Origin of the sequence: Vibrio sp. V15_P4S5T153 (genome assembly GCF_963874485.1) — a bacterium.
Lineage (GTDB): Bacteria > Pseudomonadota > Gammaproteobacteria > Enterobacterales > Vibrionaceae > Vibrio > Vibrio anguillarum.
In genome coordinates this window covers 1,380,815-1,396,843 of the sequence record NZ_CAWNHR010000011.1, presented here as the reverse complement: position 1 = coordinate 1,396,843, position 16,029 = coordinate 1,380,815, and the positions used below count along the sequence as shown (strand labels likewise).

Below are 16,029 nucleotides of genomic sequence, written 5' to 3'. Positions count from 1 at the left end.
AGGTAGCCGCCGTGGCAGAAGATAAGCAAACAACCGATCTTACCGTGACCAGTGGTTCTGACCACGCTTTAATGGCGAGCTCAGATCTAGACATGGACACGCAAAACCCAGATCTTGAAGAGAAGAGTTCATCCAAAAGTGATTTTGCGATGGGCGACTTGGACTTGTTGCGCCAGGTGGTGTTAGTCCTTTCTATTTCCATCTGTGTGGCGCTGATTGTCATGTTGTTCTTTTGGGTTCGAGAACCTGAAATGCGCCCACTTGGCGCTTATGAAACCGAAGAACTTATTCCTGTCCTCGATTATCTTGATCAGCAGAAACTAACCTACAAATTAGATGGTAATACTATCTTAGTGCCATCCAGTGAATACAACAGCTTAAAACTCAACCTCGTCCGTGCAGGGTTAAATCAAAACAAGCAAGCGGGCGATGAAATCTTGATGCAAGATATGGGCTTTGGTGTTTCTCAGCGCCTTGAGCAAGAGCGACTTAAACTTAGCCGTGAACGTCAGCTTGCCAAAGCGATTGAAGAGATGAAGCTCGTCAATAAAGCTCGTGTGTTATTGGCATTGCCAAAACAAAGCGTATTTGTTCGTCATAACCAAGATGCATCCGCATCTGTCTTTCTTACCTTACGAACTGGCGCGAACCTCAAACAAGAAGAGGTCGACTCTATTGTCGATATGGTCGCCAGTGCCGTGCCAGGGATGAAACCCAATCGAATTACCGTAACTGATCAACATGGCCGTTTGCTCAGTTCAGGCTCTCAAGACCCCGTGTCTTCTGCTCGTCGTAAAGAACAAGAACTTGAACGCAAGCAAGAAGAGGCGCTGCGTGAAAAAATTGATTCGGTATTAATACCAATTCTAGGTTTTGGTAATTATACCGCCCAAGTGGATATCCAACTGGATTTCAGTGCCATTGAACAAACGCGTAAACGTTTTGATCCCAATACTCCCGCAACTCGCAGTGAATATACGCTTGAAGATTATAACAACGGTAGTATGGTCGCTGGTGTCCCGGGTGCATTAAGTAATCAACCCCCAGCGGATGCTTCGATCCCTCAAGACGTTGCGCAGATGAAAGATGGTTCGATACTCGGGCAAGGTTCTGTGCACAAAGAAGCCACTCGCAATTTTGAACTCGATACCACCATTAGCCATGAGCGCAGGCAGTCCGGTGTTGTTAACCGACAAACGGTGGCGGTGGCGATTAAAAACCGATCATCGGTTAACCCAGAGACTGGCGAAGTCACCTATACTCCCTTGAGCGAAAGTGAAATTAGCGCCGTGCGACAAGTCTTGATTGGGACGGTTGGCTTTGATGAAAACCGTGGCGATTTGTTGAATGTCTTGAGCATGCAATTTGCCGTGCCTGAAGTTGAGTCAATGGTTGATGTCCCTATTTGGGAACATCCAAACTTCAACGATTGGGTACGCTGGTTTGCTAGTGCCTTGGTTATTGTGGTTGTTGTGCTGGTGCTGGTGCGCCCTGCACTGAAAAAACTGCTCAACCCTGCTGCGGATGATGATGACCCAATGTACGGACCTGATGGTTTACCCATTGGTGCTGATGGTGAAACCAGTTTAATTGGCAGTGGTATTGACGGCGGTGATCTCTTTGAGTTTGGTTCCGGTATTGATTTGCCAAACTTACACAAGGATGAGGATGTACTGAAAGCGGTGCGTGCTCTGGTGGCCAATGAGCCTGAACTTGCGGCTCAAGTAGTGAAGAATTGGATGCAAAATGCCTGAAGATAAAAATGGAACTGAAGTGGAAGAATCAAAGATCGATATATCAACGATTTCTGGTGATGAAAAAGCGGCTATTTTGTTGTTGAGCTTAAACGAAGAGGACGCCGCAGGCATCATCCGCCATCTTGAACCTAAGCAGGTACAACGAGTCGGTAGCGCGATGGCGAAAGCGAAAGAGCTTAGCCAAGAAAAAGTGGGCGCGGTGCATCGTGCTTTCCTCGAAGATATTCAGAAATACACCAATATCGGTATGGGCAGCGAAGACTTTATGCGTAACGCGCTTATCGCTGCATTAGGTGCCGATAAAGCCAATAACTTGGTCGATCAAATTTTGCTTGGTACGGGTTCAAAAGGGTTGGATTCATTGAAATGGATGGATCCGCGACAAGTGGCGAGCATCATTGTTAATGAACACCCACAAATCCAAACCATTGTTTTATCGTATTTAGAACCGGATCAATCGGCTGAAATTTTGGCGCAGTTCGCACAGCGTGACAGTTTAGATTTACTAATGCGTATTGCTAACCTTGAAGAAGTACAACCTTCAGCATTAGCTGAACTAAATGAAATCATGGAGAAACAGTTCGCAGGCCAAGCGGGTGCGCAAGCAGCGAAAATTGGTGGCTTGAAAGCCGCGGCCGATATCATGAACTACCTCGATAATAATCTTGAGGGTTTGCTCATGGATCAGATGCGTGAGCAAGATGAAGACATGGCAACGCAGATCCAAGATCTGATGTTCGTGTTCGAAAACTTAGTCGAAGTCGACGACCAAGGCATTCAAAAATTGCTGCGTGATGTACCGCAAGATGTGCTGCAAAAAGCACTCAAAGGTGCTGATGATGCCTTGCGCGAGAAGATCTTCAAAAACATGTCAAAACGTGCAGCTGAGATGATGAAAGATGATCTTGAAGCCATGCCTCCGATTAAAGTATCAGACGTTGAAGCGGCGCAAAAAGAGATTCTGGCGATTGCACGTCGCATGGCCGACAGTGGCGAAATTATGCTGTCTGGCGGCGCAGACGAATTCTTATAATCTAACCCTGACTCAACAATAGGTAGCATTATGTCTGGAGAAAGAAAACGCGGCTTTTTACGTTTAGATGCAGACGCTAATATTGAACAAGCCAAAAAGTGGGGGTTGCCGGACTACGGCGCAGAGATCAATAAAAAAGCCAAAGAAACGGCAATGAACTACGACCCCGGTTGGATGCCAAGTTTTGATGAGCCAGTGGTTGAAGAGCCGCTGCAACTCAGCGAAGAAGAGATTGGCCAGATCAAACAAGGGGCTTATCAAGAAGGTTTGCACCAAGGTCAAGAAGCCGGATTCAAACAAGGCTATGAAAAAGGCAAAGAAGAAGGACTGATTGCAGGACACCAAGAAGGTGTTGAGCAAGGCAAAACCGAGGGTGTTGCTGAAGGGCAAACCCTCATCCAGCAGCAGGTTGATATTTTCGTTGGTCTTGCCAATCAATTTGCTCAACCGCTAGAGTTGATGAATGCCCAAGTCGAAAAACAGCTGGTCGATATGGTTTTAACCTTGGTCAAAGAAGTCGTTCACGTTGAGGTACAAACTAATCCGCAAGTGATCTTAGATACCATCAAATCGTCGGTTGAATCCCTGCCTGTATCCGGTCATGCCATCACATTAAAACTCCATCCAGAAGATGTTGAAGTGATTCATTCTGCTTATGGCGAAAAAGAACTGGATTTCCGAAACTGGACATTGGTCAAAGAACCAGCATTAAATCGCGGTGACGTCCAGATTGAAGCTGGTGAGTCGAGTGTGAATTATCGAATGGAAGATCGCATTCGTAGCGTGTTGAAAAGTTTTTGTGGCACCAATCGTCACCAACAAGGTGATCAATAGTGTTGTCTCTTGCCGATCGCCTTAGTCAATACAAAACTGAAGGGTTAACCTGCCGCCCAATGGCATCGGGCAAATTGGTCCGTGTGGTTGGTTTAACCCTTGAGGCTACTGGTTGTAAAGCCCCTATTGGTAGCTTATGTAAAGTAGAAACCATGTCCGGAGAAATGGAAGCGGAAGTGGTTGGCTTTTCTGGCGATAACCTCTATCTGATGCCCAGCGAACAGATAACAGGCGTACTGCCCGGAGCTAAAGTTACCCCAATGACAGGGGATGCGGGGCTACCAGTCGGGATGGAGCTGCTTGGACGGGTGATTGATGGTGTCGGTAATCCACTCGATGGGCTGGGGCCTATTTATACCGAAAAGCGCGCATCGTTTAATGCTGACCCCATCAATCCATTAGCTCGCAAACCCATAACAGAACCTCTGGACGTTGGCCTAAAAGCGATCAACGGTTTACTGACGGTGGGTAAAGGGCAGCGGATTGGTTTATTTGCTGGTTCTGGTGTCGGTAAATCTGTAACGCTTGGCATGATGACTCGTGGCACAACCGCTCAAGTGGTGGTGGTGGGGCTGATTGGTGAACGTGGCCGCGAAGTAAAAGAGTTTATAGAAGAGATTTTAGGCGTTGATGGACGTCAACGTTCAGTTGTAGTAGCCGCGCCTGCGGACTCCTCACCGCTGATGCGTTTAAAAGGCTGTCAAACCGCGTTAGCGATTGCGGAATACTTTCGTGATCAAGGGTTAGATGTATTGCTACTAATGGACTCGTTGACTCGTTTTGCCCAAGCGCAACGTGAAATTGCGTTATCTGTGGGTGAGCCGCCAGCCACAAAAGGTTATCCGCCATCGGTGTTTGCTAAACTGCCCGCCTTGGTTGAACGAGCGGGAAATGGCGGTCCTAACCAAGGATCGATTACCGCTTTCTTTACCGTGCTCACCGAAGGGGATGATCTACAAGACCCGATCGCTGATGCATCGCGAGCCATTCTTGATGGTCACATTGTTTTATCACGTGAAATGGCCGATGCCGGACATTACCCAGCGATTGATGTAGAGAAATCGGTCAGCCGTGTTATGCCACAAATCACCACCGATGAACATCTGTTGATGTCGAAAGCGGTGCGTCAAATACTCTCCATCTGCCGGAAAAATCAAGATCTCGTTTCTATCGGTGCTTACAAGCCGGGGACGGACCCTGCGATTGACAGTGCATTTACGCTAAAACCTAGGCTGGATGAATATTTGCAGCAAGGGATGAAGGATTCGGTTCCTTACGACATGTGCGTCAATATGCTCAAGCACGTTTTGCAAGTGGGGTAATCGATGGATAACGCACTCGAGTTTCTGCTTGATCAAGCCAAAGACAAAGAAGAAAAAGCCGTGATGGCGTTATCTAAATCGCGTGATGAGCTAGAGAGTTATTACAAGCAGTTGGCGCAGATTGAGCAATATCGTCTTGATTATTGTCAGCAGCTTATGGAGCGCGGCATGTCAGGTTTGACGGCGAGCCAATACGGACACTTAAACCGATTTCTTACCCAGTTAGATGAAACCCTTGTCAAACAAAGAGATGCAGAACAACACTTCAAAAATCAGGTAGATAACTGCCAAGAGCATTGGATGGAAGTGAGAAAACAGCGACGCTCTTACGAATGGCTCATTGAAAAAAAACAGATAGAAGCGCAACGTCTACAAGATAAACGAGAGCAGAAGCAGATGGATGAGTTTTCTACACTGCTCTTTAGCAGGCAACGTTCTAATCAACACAAGTTTTAAGCAACATAAGTTTTAATCAAAATAAGTTTTAAGCCACTGACGCCTCAAGTCGTCAACGTGTCCAATAAGATGGGTGTCATACTTTCTTATCGATATTGAAGGCTTGGCTCATTTCTTGCTTCTGACTAATCACGGAGTTCATTAGGTTAATCCACTGCGCCATCGTCAAAAAATGATGAAACATGGCTTACTGGCCAATAATGAATCCGCGTCATCCTCTGTTTTTAGTGCGAGCATCATGGATATGAATGTAAATATTACAACACCATCCGACACCTCTAAAATGGCCAGCGTGAGTAAAGCAGGCTCTGATGCGGTGAGTGAAGGTTCTGAATCTCAAGGTTTTTTTGAAAAACTGACCGCCCTCATTATGGGTCGTAGCACTGAATCTTCGGCAGAAACCGACTTTAAGGCGCTGGATGAGGGAGCGGTGCTCACCGATGACGTGGCAGCCCAAAGTAGCGATGCCTTGTTAGATAAAGAACTTGGTGAGGCATTGAGTGAAGAGGCTGATCTTACTACCGTGCAAACAAAATCACCCCCTTCAGCAGAGGTTGATGACTCCGCTCTTCAGCAGAAAACAGCACAAGTGATGAGCGATGGCGATGAAATCCTTGGCCGTTTAAATAGCGCCAATCAAGCACTTGCTGACCAAAACGGCAAAACCTTGCCACAAAACACTCATCCGGTAGACGTGCAAATCGACGACAACGCAGGTGACTCCTCGGATCAAGTGGAGCAAAAAGCGCCAGCGGCTGCGCAAATATCAGCACAGGGTGCATTCGCTAAACCCACTACTGAACCAGTAGCACCGACGTCAGTGAATGAGCAAGCTCCATTATCTGATCAGCACATCACGGAACAAGATGCAGAGCTTGTGCTGCCTATTCAGCAGGGCAAAGAGCGTTTGATGGCTGCGGGAGGTTCACCTACGGCATCAAGCTTAAATGCAGAGACTGAAGAGAATGGTGAACTCATCCTGCCGGAATCAGTCCGAAAATTCATTCAGCCGCCTCAAGATACAAAGTCAGTGCAAGCAAGCGCTTTGTCGCAAGCGATAGAAGATGAGGCCACTTTACTTGCCACAACTGAAGTTGGCGATGCAGCAGTTAACGCGGTGGCAAAAAGTGACAACACCATGCCCATAGAGCCATCACCTTTGGTTGAAGCGCAAGCACTTGATTCACAATTGACAACAAATTTAGCAGAGGGCAAGTTGCCACTCTCTCCATCTACGAATACACCTCAAACCGATTCGGAAAATGATCAGCAAGGACTGCCCACAGAGGCGTTATTGACTGCCGCTGCCATTCCTTGGGCGAACACAGTTGTTGCCGAAGGGCAAGCATTACCTCTAGACGTGGCACAAAGTGAAACGGTCCTCAAGGGTAAAAATACGCCGGTTTCATTAGCCCATTCTGTTCAGCAAGCCTTAGCTCAGCAACAATCTCAAACCATGCAGGCTGCCGCGGCGGCAGATAAAGCCGCACTAGCATCGTCACCTCTTGTGACAGCAAGCAATGAGTTATCCAATGTACAAATACAACAGTTAGCGAATGCGGCCGCGATACCAGCTGCAACCCATGCAGAATTGCCACTCAACCCCGCGCTATTCAAAGCCGGATTAGGCGCGAAAGCGTTATCGGGTGTGAATGATGCAGGGTCGGCTCAAGAGCAAAAAGAGGGCACATTAGCGCAGCAGCTTTCGAGTGCTTTGGGGCAACATGGTTTGAACGCGACGCAGAGCCGTGCTGACAACTTGCAAGCCGCGCAACAGCCTCCTTTGTTGCTTAACCGAGAAATGGCCAGTGAGCAAATGGCGGAACGGCTGCAAATGATGATGTCGAAAAACCTTAAACATGTCGATATTCGCTTAGATCCACCGGAATTGGGGCGTTTACAAATTCGTATGAATATGAATGGTGATCATACGACGGTTCATTTTACGGTCGCTAACCATCAAGCACGTGATGTGATTGAACAATCTATGCCAAGGCTACGAGAAATGTTGGCACAACAAGGTGTGCAGTTGGGTGAGACCTCTGTCCAACAACAGAGCGCTGGTCAGCAACAAGCGCGCTACACTGCCGACGGGGATGCTCAATCTGGTCAATTGGCGCGCAACGGAAGCTATTTAGACGAAGAAAACCTTGATACAGACGTCAAACTTGATTTGAATGTCGCATCAAAGCGTGATGGAATCAGTTATTACGCTTAAACTAATATTAAAAATAACGACATAGAGAACATTATGGCCGATGAAGAGTTAGGCGCGGAAGCCCCCAAAGGGAAGAAAAAACTGCTGATTATCATTATTGCTGCCGTAGTGTTACTGCTTGGTGGTGGTGCAGCTTTCTTTTTGATGAGCGGAGATGAGGGTGAAGCCACGAGTGAGCAAGCCCCCGCAGCGCAGCAAGCTTTGCCAACGGATCCTGTGGCTTACGTTAATATTGCACAGCCGTTTGTGTTTAACGTCACGGGTGATAAGAAAGATCGTTTGGTGCAAATCAAAGTGCAGTTGATGGTGCGAGGTTCAGAAAATGAAAGCCTTGCACGTTACCATTCACCTTTAGTGGAAAGCTCTTTACTGGCCACTTTTGCGTCTGCCACTGTGGAACAGCTTCGTAGCCCTACCGGGCGAATTGAGCTGAGAGATAAGGCGACCGATGATATTAAAGCGGCACTCACTAAAGCGGTTGGGCAACCTGTGATCGAAAAAGTGTTGTTTACCGATTTTGTAATGCAGTAGGTGAGAAGTGACTGATTTATTAAGCCAAGACGAAATTGATGCCCTGCTTCATGGTGTAGACAGTGTTGATGAGGCGGAAGACGATGACGATGTTGCCGATAAGTCGGCGATTAACTTTGACTTCTCTTCACAAGACCGTATCGTCCGTGGGCGCATGCCTACGCTGGAGCTTATCAACGAACGTTTTGCTCGTCACATGCGTATTAGTTTGTTCAACATGCTGCGTAAAACGGCTGAAGTGTCGATCAACGGCGTACAGATGATGAAGTTTGGTGAATACCAAAATACGCTTTATGTTCCGACTAGTTTGAACATGGTGCGTTTTCGTCCGTTAAAAGGGACAGCGTTGGTCACGATGGAAGCGCGTTTAGTCTTCATTTTGGTGGAAAACTTTTTTGGTGGCGATGGACGTTTCCACGCTCGAATTGAAGGGCGCGAATTTACGCCAACAGAACGACGTGTCATTCAATTACTGTTAAAAATTGTTTTCGGTGACTACAAAGAAGCTTGGTCACCGGTGATGGGCGTTGAGTTTGAATATTTGGATTCAGAAGTGAACCCAAGTATGGCTAACATCGTCAGCCCAACGGAAGTGATCGTAGTGAGCTCGTTTCATATCGAAGTCGATGGCGGCGGCGGCGATTTCCACGTGGTCATGCCTTATTCGATGGTTGAACCCATTCGTGAGTTACTCGATGCGGGTGTCCAGTCGGATAAAATGGAAACTGATGTGCGTTGGAGTTCTGCACTGCGCGAAGAGATCATGGATGTACCCGTCAATTTCCGAGTCAATTTATTAGAACAAGACATTTCATTGCGTGACTTAATGGATCTACAAGTAGGCGATATCATCCCAATTAAAATGCCCAAAAACGCAACGATGTTTGTTGAAGAGCTGCCTACTTACCGAGTGAAAATGGGCCGCTCTGGTGAAAAACTGGCGGTTCAAGTCTCTGAAAAAATTAAACGCCCTGATGTAGTAAAAACGGATCTCGCCTTTTTAGGCAAAGACATCATGTCTGAATTTGAAGATGATGACGAAGAAGATAACGAAGAATAATAGAGTAGGTAACGAAGATGGAACCAAGTGACGACCAAAGATTGGCAGACGAATGGGCAGCCGCATTAGGGGAAGACCCATCCGCGCCTAGTATTGATGTAGATGAAATTCTGGCCGCGCCTCTTGATGAATTGAAAGACACTTCACCACCGATCACCGAAGATGAGCGCCGCAAACTTGATACGATCATGGACATTCCGGTGACCATTTCGATGGAAGTGGGGCGTTCGAAGATCAGCATTCGTAACTTACTGCAATTGAACCAAGGCTCGGTGGTTGAGCTTGATCGCATCGCGGGTGAGTCATTGGATGTGATGGTGAACGGCACTTTGATTGCTCATGGAGAAGTGGTAGTGGTTAACGATAAATTCGGTATTCGTTTAACCGATGTAATCAGCCAGACTGAGCGTATTAAAAAGCTGCGTTAGCATAACGTCAGCTTACGAAAAAGAAGTATTTGGATGAAAAAACTGATCGGTTTATTGCTCTGTTCAAGCCAAGCGATGGCAGCGCCGAATGATCACTTAGATTTAGCGACCACTTTCGGGTCGCTTTTGTTCGTTATTGCGCTAATTCTCTTTTTGGCTTGGGTGTTAAAACGCATGCGAGTGCCCACGTTCGGTAATCAAAAAGGGCTGAGCATTGTACGCCAACTGCCAGTGGGCACCAAAGAGCGTATCGTTATTGTGCAAGCGGGAGAAGAACAATTTCTCGTCGGAGTCACGTCACAATCTGTCCAATTGATCGCCAAATTAGATGCCCCACTCAAACAGGAGGAGGCTGAGGTCAGTCCGTTTGCCGGTCAACTGACTCAGCTGCTAAAGAAAAATGACAAGAAATAATCGCACGGCCTCATTGGGTTACCTTGGTCATCTATGGCATCTTTCTATGTTGCTGGTGGCATTATTGTTTACCCCGTTTGCGTTTTCAGAGCAAGAGTTAGCCACGCCAATTCCTTCCAGCGCCGTAGGCGCAGAAACGGTGACGGTAACGGCGATGAATAAAGACAGTGGCGCCTCTAAAACGATAGCCGCTGGTAGCGTCAGTGGTGGTGGCGGTATTCCAGCATTTACCATGACGACCAATTCAGATGGCAGTCAAGATTACTCGATCAATCTACAAATTTTAGCCTTGATGACCATGTTGGGTTTTTTGCCTGCCATGGTCATTTTGATGACTTCCTTTACACGTATCGTGATTGTGATGTCGATCTTGCGCCAGGCAATGGGCCTGCAACAAACGCCGTCAAACCAAGTAATTATCGGCATTGCTATTTTTCTCACTTTTTTCATTATGTCACCAGTCATCAATGCCATTAATGAGCAAGCTGTGCAGCCGTATCTCAATGAGCAGATGACGGCGCGTCAAGCGTTTGATACGGCTCAAGAGCCACTAAAAGCCTTCATGCTGAAACAGACGAGAGTCAAAGATTTAGAAACCTTTGTTGAGATATCGGGCTCTGACGCAACCAATCCTGAAGAGGTCTCGATGGCGGTGCTGATCCCTGCGTTCATCACCTCGGAGCTAAAAACGGCGTTTCAAATCGGCTTTATGCTATTTTTACCCTTTTTAATCATTGATTTAGTGGTGGCGTCTGTTTTGATGGCTATGGGTATGATGATGCTTTCGCCGATGATCGTCTCGCTGCCATTTAAACTCATGCTGTTTGTACTAGTGGATGGATGGAACTTGATCCTCTCAACGCTAGCCGGCAGTTTTGCTTTATAACGGGGGCGCGAATGACTCCTGAAGTCTTTGTTGAGCTGTTTCGAGACGCACTGTGGATGGTGCTTATCATGGTGTGCGCCATCATCATCCCGAGTTTGTTGATTGGCTTAGTGGTCGCCATTTTCCAAGCCGCGACCTCAATTAACGAACAGACGTTGAGCTTTTTACCGCGTCTCATTGTGACGTTACTGGCACTGATGTTCTTTGCCCATTGGATGACGCAGATGTTGATGGAGTATTTCTTCTCTATCGTTGAACGGCTACCACAGGTACTGTACTAGGAGCTTGAATGGAGTACCCAACAAGCCTCGTTTTAGAGTGGATTGCTAGCTATTTTTGGCCCTACACTCGTATTTCCGCCATGCTGATGGTGATGTCAGTCACTGGGGCCCGCTTTGTTCCGACCCGAGTGCGGCTCTACTTAGGTTTGGCGATTACCTTCGCCGTGATGCCCGCGATTCCTGCAGTTTCAGAGACCGTTGAACTACTTTCATTTAAAGGTTTTTTGACCACCTTTGAGCAGATTATTATTGGCGTTGCAATGGGCATGATCACCCAGTTTATAATCCAAACCTTTGTTATGCTTGGCCAAATATTGGGTATGCAAGCCAGCTTAGGTTTTGCTTCAATGGTCGACCCCGTAAACGGGCAGAACACCCCTTTGCTTGGTCAATTGTTTATGTTTTTAGCGACCTTGTTCTTCTTAGCAACCGATGGTCATTTAAAGATGATCCAACTGGTGGTATTCAGTTTCAAAACCTTGCCTATTGGCGATGGAGCATTAACGACCGTGGATTTTCGTGAGCTCGCATTGTGGCTGGGAATTATGTTTAAAGTGGCGCTGAGTATGTCTCTTTCTGGCATCATTGCGCTATTAACCGTCAACTTATCATTTGGTGTGATGACTCGTGCAGCCCCTCAGCTCAACATTTTCTCGTTGGGTTTTGCGTTTGCGCTTTTGGTCGGCTTGTTACTCTGTTGGTATATTTTAGGCGGCCTGTATAGTCACTACGAACTATTCTGGTTAGAAGGCGAGCAACAAATTTGTCGCCTTATCCGTATGAACTGTTAGGAGGCGCGTTTGGCAGAGTCAGACGGTCAAGAACGTACCGAAGACGCCACGCCCAAGCGATTGGACGAGGCGCGAAAAAAAGGTCAGGTCGCTCGTTCAAAAGAGTTAGCGTCCGTTTCGGTACTGGTGGTGGGTGCGATTGCATTGATGTGGTTTGGCGAATCGTTAGCCCGAGCTTTGTATGCTTTGATGGGTCGAATCTTCAACTTAAGCCGAGAAGAAGTGTTTGATCTCGGAAAGTTGTTTGATATTGCGGCTGGTTCTCTTGCGACCCTGATATTGCCACTCTCGCTTATCTTAATCACGTTATTTATTGCTGCATTAATTGGCGCGGCTGGCATTGGTGGAATTAACTTTTCTGTCGAAGCTGCGATGCCAAAGCCCTCCAAAATGAACCCGCTCAGTGGCTTAAAACGTATGTTCGGTTTGCAAAGTTGGGTTGAGTTATTTAAGTCCATTTTAAAAGTACTGCTTGTTTCTGGCGTTGCTTTTTATCTGATTAATGCATCGAAAGAAGATCTATTTCAACTGAGCATGGATGTCTATCCACAAAATATTTTCCATGCGCTCGATATTTTGCTCAACTTCGTGTTGCTGATCAGTTGTTCTTTATTGGTCGTGGTCGCCATCGATATCCCATTCCAAATCTGGCAGCACGCTGACCAATTAAAAATGACCAAGCAAGAAGTAAAAGACGAATACAAAGATACGGAAGGAAAACCTGAGGTTAAAGGCCGAATTCGGATGTTGCAACGTGAAGCGGCCCAGCGGCGGATGATGGCGGAAGTGCCACAAGCGGATGTAATCATCACCAACCCAGAACACTTCTCAGTTGCGCTGCGCTATAAACAAAATACGGATAAAGCACCGATTGTGGTGGCTAAAGGCGTCGATCACATGGCGATGAAAATTCGTGAAGTAGCACGTGCGCATGATATACACATCATCCCCGCACCGCCTTTGGCTCGAGCGCTTTATCACACAACCGATCTTGAGCAGGAGATCCCCGACGGGCTTTTCGTGGCGGTCGCGCAGGTACTGGCTTACGTCTTTCAGCTTAAGCAGTATCGTAAACGCGGTGGTCAAAGACCCAAACTCGATGAGAATAACATGCCGATTCCACCGGATTTACGGCATTAATCCTCATCGTTATGCTGGAGCAAAAGCGTTGATGCTGAAGTTAGCGTCAGTTTAAATCACTTATCAGGAATGGAAAGCAGCACCAACACCGCGCCATGCCCGCCAAATTCAAGAGGGGCTTGATGAAACGCCATCACATCAGGATGTTGAGCGAGCCAGAGAGGAACTTTTTGTTTGAGAATGTGTTTACCGATCCCATGTTGGACACAAGCGCAGTGAATATTTTCTTTCACACAATAAGCAACCATCGCCCCGAGTTCTCGTTTCGCTTCTTGCTGTGTCATGCCGTGCATATCCAAAAACACATCCGGAACATAGACACCACGCCTTAACCGTTTGACTTCATATTTCGACACATCATCACGAGCATAGCGCGTCGGGCCTTCATCGCTGAGTTTTGGTATAAACTCATCGGAAAAATAAAATTCGGTATCGCTGGCTTCCCGCGCAATACGGCGGATTTCTTTTTGTTTGGGGTTTCTGTTTGGCGGCTGGATTATGGTATCCTGTCGCAACTTTTTAACGCCCTTTACTGCATCCCGAAACAAGTCGAAAGCGTCATCGTGTTCGGTCTCTTTTTGGCTCATTGGGTTTGGTCATTTTCTAACAGATCGATATTGGCAGTATTGTAGCGCTTTTCGGAGGCAATTTTGGATAAGATTTTTGTAGAAGAGGCGGTTTCTGAACTTCACACGCTTCAAGATATGATTCGTTGGACGGTCAGTCGTTTTAATGCCGCCAACTTATTTTATGGTCATGGGACCGATAATGCGTGGGATGAAGCCGTTCAGCTAATCCTACCGACACTCTATCTTCCGATTGATGTTCCTCCGCATGTATTGAATTCTCGTTTAACAGGCAGCGAACGTCTGCGTATTGTTGAACGGGTGATTAAGCGCATTAATGAACGTACTCCTATCGCTTATTTAACCAATAAAGCGTGGTTCTGTGGCCTTGAGTTTTATGTGGATGAGCGAGTACTGGTGCCACGTTCACCGATTGGCGAATTGATTGAAGCGCAGTTCCAACCTTGGTTGATCGACGAGCCTGTACGTATTATGGATTTGTGTACTGGCAGCGGTTGCATCGCCATTGCGTGCGCCCACGCGTTCCCTGATGCTGAAGTGGATGCGATTGATATCTCAACCGACGCACTGCAAGTGGCAGAGCAAAATATTCAAGATCACGGTATGGAGCAACAAGTTTTCCCGATCCGTTCCGATCTATTCCGTGATTTGCCAAAAGAGAAATATGACCTAATCGTGTCGAATCCACCGTATGTGGATCAAGAAGATATGAATAGTTTGCCCAAAGAGTTCAAACACGAACCAGAACTCGGCTTAGCCGCCGGTACCGATGGTTTGAAATTGGTGCGTCGTATTTTGGCCAATGCGGCGGGGTACCTCACTGATAACGGTATTTTGATCTGTGAAGTGGGCAATTCGATGGTGCATATGATGAACCAATACGACCACATTCCGTTTACTTGGCTTGAGTTTGAAAATGGTGGGCATGGCGTATTCATGCTGACTCGCCAGCAGTTGGTTGATTGCGCTAGCGACTTTGCGCTTTATATCGACTAATGCCGTATGCATAAGAAAAACGCCAGCCATAGTGCTGGCGTTTTTTTATCCATTAGAAAAATACACATTGCTTTATTTTGGGGCTTTACATCATTTCGTAATAAAGCCACTATGAATCCACGAACAATAGAATGAAGCGGTGATAGGGAGCATGTCGCTCAGTGTCATCAATATTGAGGAAGTAATGGCAGGAAACAGTATCGGACAACATTTTCGGGTGATGACATTCGGAGAAAGTCACGGTATCGCACTAGGATGTATCGTCGACGGATGCCCTCCGGGCTTAGAAATTACAGAAGCTGACTTACAGATAGACCTAGATCGTCGCCGTCCTGGCACATCTCGCTATACAACGCAGCGCCGTGAAGCGGATGAAGTCAAAATTCTTTCTGGTGTATTTGAGGGGAAAACCACAGGTACATCGATTGGTCTATTAATTGAAAATACCGACCAACGTTCAACCGATTATTCAGACATTAAAGACAAGTTTCGCCCCGGTCATGCCGATTATACCTACCATCAAAAATATGGCATTCGTGACTATCGTGGTGGTGGCCGTTCATCAGCACGTGAGACAGCGATGCGAGTGGCAGCGGGAGCCATTGCGAAGAAATATCTCAAACAAGAATTTGGGGTTGAAATTCGCGCTTACTTGTCACAAATGGGCGATGTTTGTATCGATAAAGTGGATTGGAATGAAATTGAGAATAACGCCTTTTTCTGTCCAGATGCAGACAAAGTGGCGGCATTCGACCAACTGATCCGTGATTTGAAAAAAGAAGGTGATTCGATCGGTGCAAAGATTCAAGTTGTCGCGACAAACCTGCCTGTTGGTTTAGGTGAGCCGGTATTTGATCGTCTAGATGCGGATATTGCACACGCTTTGATGAGCATTAATGCGGTGAAAGGGGTAGAGATTGGTGACGGTTTTGATGTCGTGCAGCAAAAAGGCAGCCAGCATCGAGATCCTCTAACACCGAACGGCTTTCGCTCAAATCATGCTGGCGGTATTTTAGGCGGTATTTCGACTGGGCAAGATATTGTTGCCAGTATTGCGCTTAAACCCACGTCAAGTATTACAGTACCTGGCGATACCATTACTCGTACGGGTGAACCCACACAACTTATCACGAAAGGTCGCCATGATCCTTGCGTTGGTATTCGCGCTGTGCCTATTGCCGAAGCAATGCTGGCGATTGTGTTGATGGACCACTTACTTCGTCATCGCGGGCAGAATTTTGCGGTTCAAACCGAAACGCCTAAAATCTAATCCAGCATGACCGAATTAAGATGAA

Annotated in this window: 17 protein-coding genes; 16 read left to right on the top strand and 1 reads right to left on the bottom strand. The window is 46.9% G+C overall.

Translation table 11 applies throughout. The annotated features are described in order from the left end of the window. Positions 1–11: 11 nt before the first annotated feature. The 14 genes from fliF (at position 12) to flhB (ending at position 13,151) form a co-directional block, all read left to right on the top strand. Positions 12–1,754, top strand: coding sequence for a flagellar basal-body MS-ring/collar protein FliF (gene fliF / locus AACT42_RS08210; protein WP_017042743.1), 1,743 nt, complete (start codon positions 12–14; stop codon positions 1,752–1,754). Beyond that, a complete protein-coding gene (fliG, locus tag AACT42_RS08205; RefSeq protein ID WP_017042742.1) occupies positions 1,747–2,790 on the top strand; it encodes a flagellar motor switch protein FliG in 1,044 nt (347 codons plus the stop codon). Before fliF ends, fliG begins: the two co-directional genes overlap by 8 nt. A 30-nt stretch (positions 2,791–2,820) precedes the next feature. Further along, entirely contained in the window at positions 2,821–3,624 is an 804-nt protein-coding gene (fliH, locus tag AACT42_RS08200; RefSeq protein WP_094131604.1) for a flagellar assembly protein FliH, read from the top strand. Beyond that, complete coding sequence (gene fliI, locus AACT42_RS08195; RefSeq protein ID WP_094131603.1) at positions 3,624–4,946, top strand: flagellar protein export ATPase FliI; 1,323 nt, start codon at positions 3,624–3,626, stop codon at positions 4,944–4,946. Before fliH ends, fliI begins: the two co-directional genes overlap by 1 nt. Before the next feature lie 3 nt (positions 4,947–4,949). Beyond that, a complete protein-coding gene (gene fliJ / locus AACT42_RS08190) occupies positions 4,950–5,402 on the top strand; it encodes a flagellar export protein FliJ (protein ID WP_013856313.1) in 453 nt (150 codons plus the stop codon). Between the two features lie 172 nt (positions 5,403–5,574). After that, positions 5,575–7,620 carry a flagellar hook-length control protein FliK gene (locus tag AACT42_RS08185; RefSeq protein WP_094131602.1) on the top strand — a complete coding sequence of 682 codons (2,046 nt, stop codon included), beginning with the start codon at positions 5,575–5,577 and terminating at the stop codon, positions 7,618–7,620. 33 nt (positions 7,621–7,653) lie between these two features. Beyond that, positions 7,654–8,151, top strand: coding sequence for a flagellar basal body-associated protein FliL (fliL, locus tag AACT42_RS08180; protein ID WP_013856316.1), 498 nt, complete (start codon positions 7,654–7,656; stop codon positions 8,149–8,151). A gap of 7 nt (positions 8,152–8,158) precedes the next feature. Further along, entirely contained in the window at positions 8,159–9,211 is a 1,053-nt protein-coding gene (fliM, locus tag AACT42_RS08175) for a flagellar motor switch protein FliM (RefSeq protein ID WP_013856317.1), read from the top strand. 17 nt (positions 9,212–9,228) lie between these two features. After that, positions 9,229–9,639: a flagellar motor switch protein FliN gene (fliN, locus tag AACT42_RS08170; protein ID WP_010318705.1), complete on the top strand. Its 411-nt coding sequence runs from the start codon at positions 9,229–9,231 to the stop codon at positions 9,637–9,639. 33 nt (positions 9,640–9,672) lie between these two features. Continuing rightward, the gene (gene fliO, locus AACT42_RS08165) at positions 9,673–10,053 is read left to right on the top strand and encodes a flagellar biosynthetic protein FliO (protein ID WP_013856319.1); all 381 of its coding nucleotides are present in this window, start codon (positions 9,673–9,675) and stop codon (positions 10,051–10,053) included. A 46-nt stretch (positions 10,054–10,099) separates the two neighbouring features. Further along, the gene (gene fliP / locus AACT42_RS08160) at positions 10,100–10,939 is read left to right on the top strand and encodes a flagellar type III secretion system pore protein FliP (RefSeq protein ID WP_017042736.1); all 840 of its coding nucleotides are present in this window, start codon (positions 10,100–10,102) and stop codon (positions 10,937–10,939) included. 11 nt (positions 10,940–10,950) lie between these two features. Further along, the gene (fliQ, locus tag AACT42_RS08155) at positions 10,951–11,220 is read left to right on the top strand and encodes a flagellar biosynthesis protein FliQ (protein ID WP_013856321.1); all 270 of its coding nucleotides are present in this window, start codon (positions 10,951–10,953) and stop codon (positions 11,218–11,220) included. 8 nt (positions 11,221–11,228) lie between these two features. Then, entirely contained in the window at positions 11,229–12,011 is a 783-nt protein-coding gene (gene fliR, locus AACT42_RS08150) for a flagellar biosynthetic protein FliR (RefSeq protein WP_013856322.1), read from the top strand. Positions 12,012–12,020: 9 nt separating this feature from the next. Then, positions 12,021–13,151, top strand: a complete 1,131-nt coding sequence (flhB, locus tag AACT42_RS08145) for a flagellar biosynthesis protein FlhB (RefSeq protein ID WP_013856323.1) — start codon at positions 12,021–12,023, stop codon at positions 13,149–13,151. Between the two features lie 56 nt (positions 13,152–13,207). On the opposite strand, the gene smrB is transcribed toward flhB, so the two are convergent. Beyond that, positions 13,208–13,738, bottom strand: a complete 531-nt coding sequence (smrB, locus tag AACT42_RS08140; protein ID WP_013856324.1) for an endonuclease SmrB — start codon at positions 13,736–13,738, stop codon at positions 13,208–13,210. Between the two features lie 63 nt (positions 13,739–13,801). Between smrB and prmB the strand changes: the two genes are divergently transcribed. After that, positions 13,802–14,734: a 50S ribosomal protein L3 N(5)-glutamine methyltransferase gene (gene prmB, locus AACT42_RS08135; RefSeq protein WP_013856325.1), complete on the top strand. Its 933-nt coding sequence runs from the start codon at positions 13,802–13,804 to the stop codon at positions 14,732–14,734. 184 nt (positions 14,735–14,918) lie between these two features. Continuing rightward, on the top strand, positions 14,919–16,004 hold the full coding sequence (aroC, locus tag AACT42_RS08130; RefSeq protein WP_026028357.1) for a chorismate synthase: 1,086 nt from the start codon (positions 14,919–14,921) through the stop codon (positions 16,002–16,004). Positions 16,005–16,029: the final 25 nt, after the last annotated feature.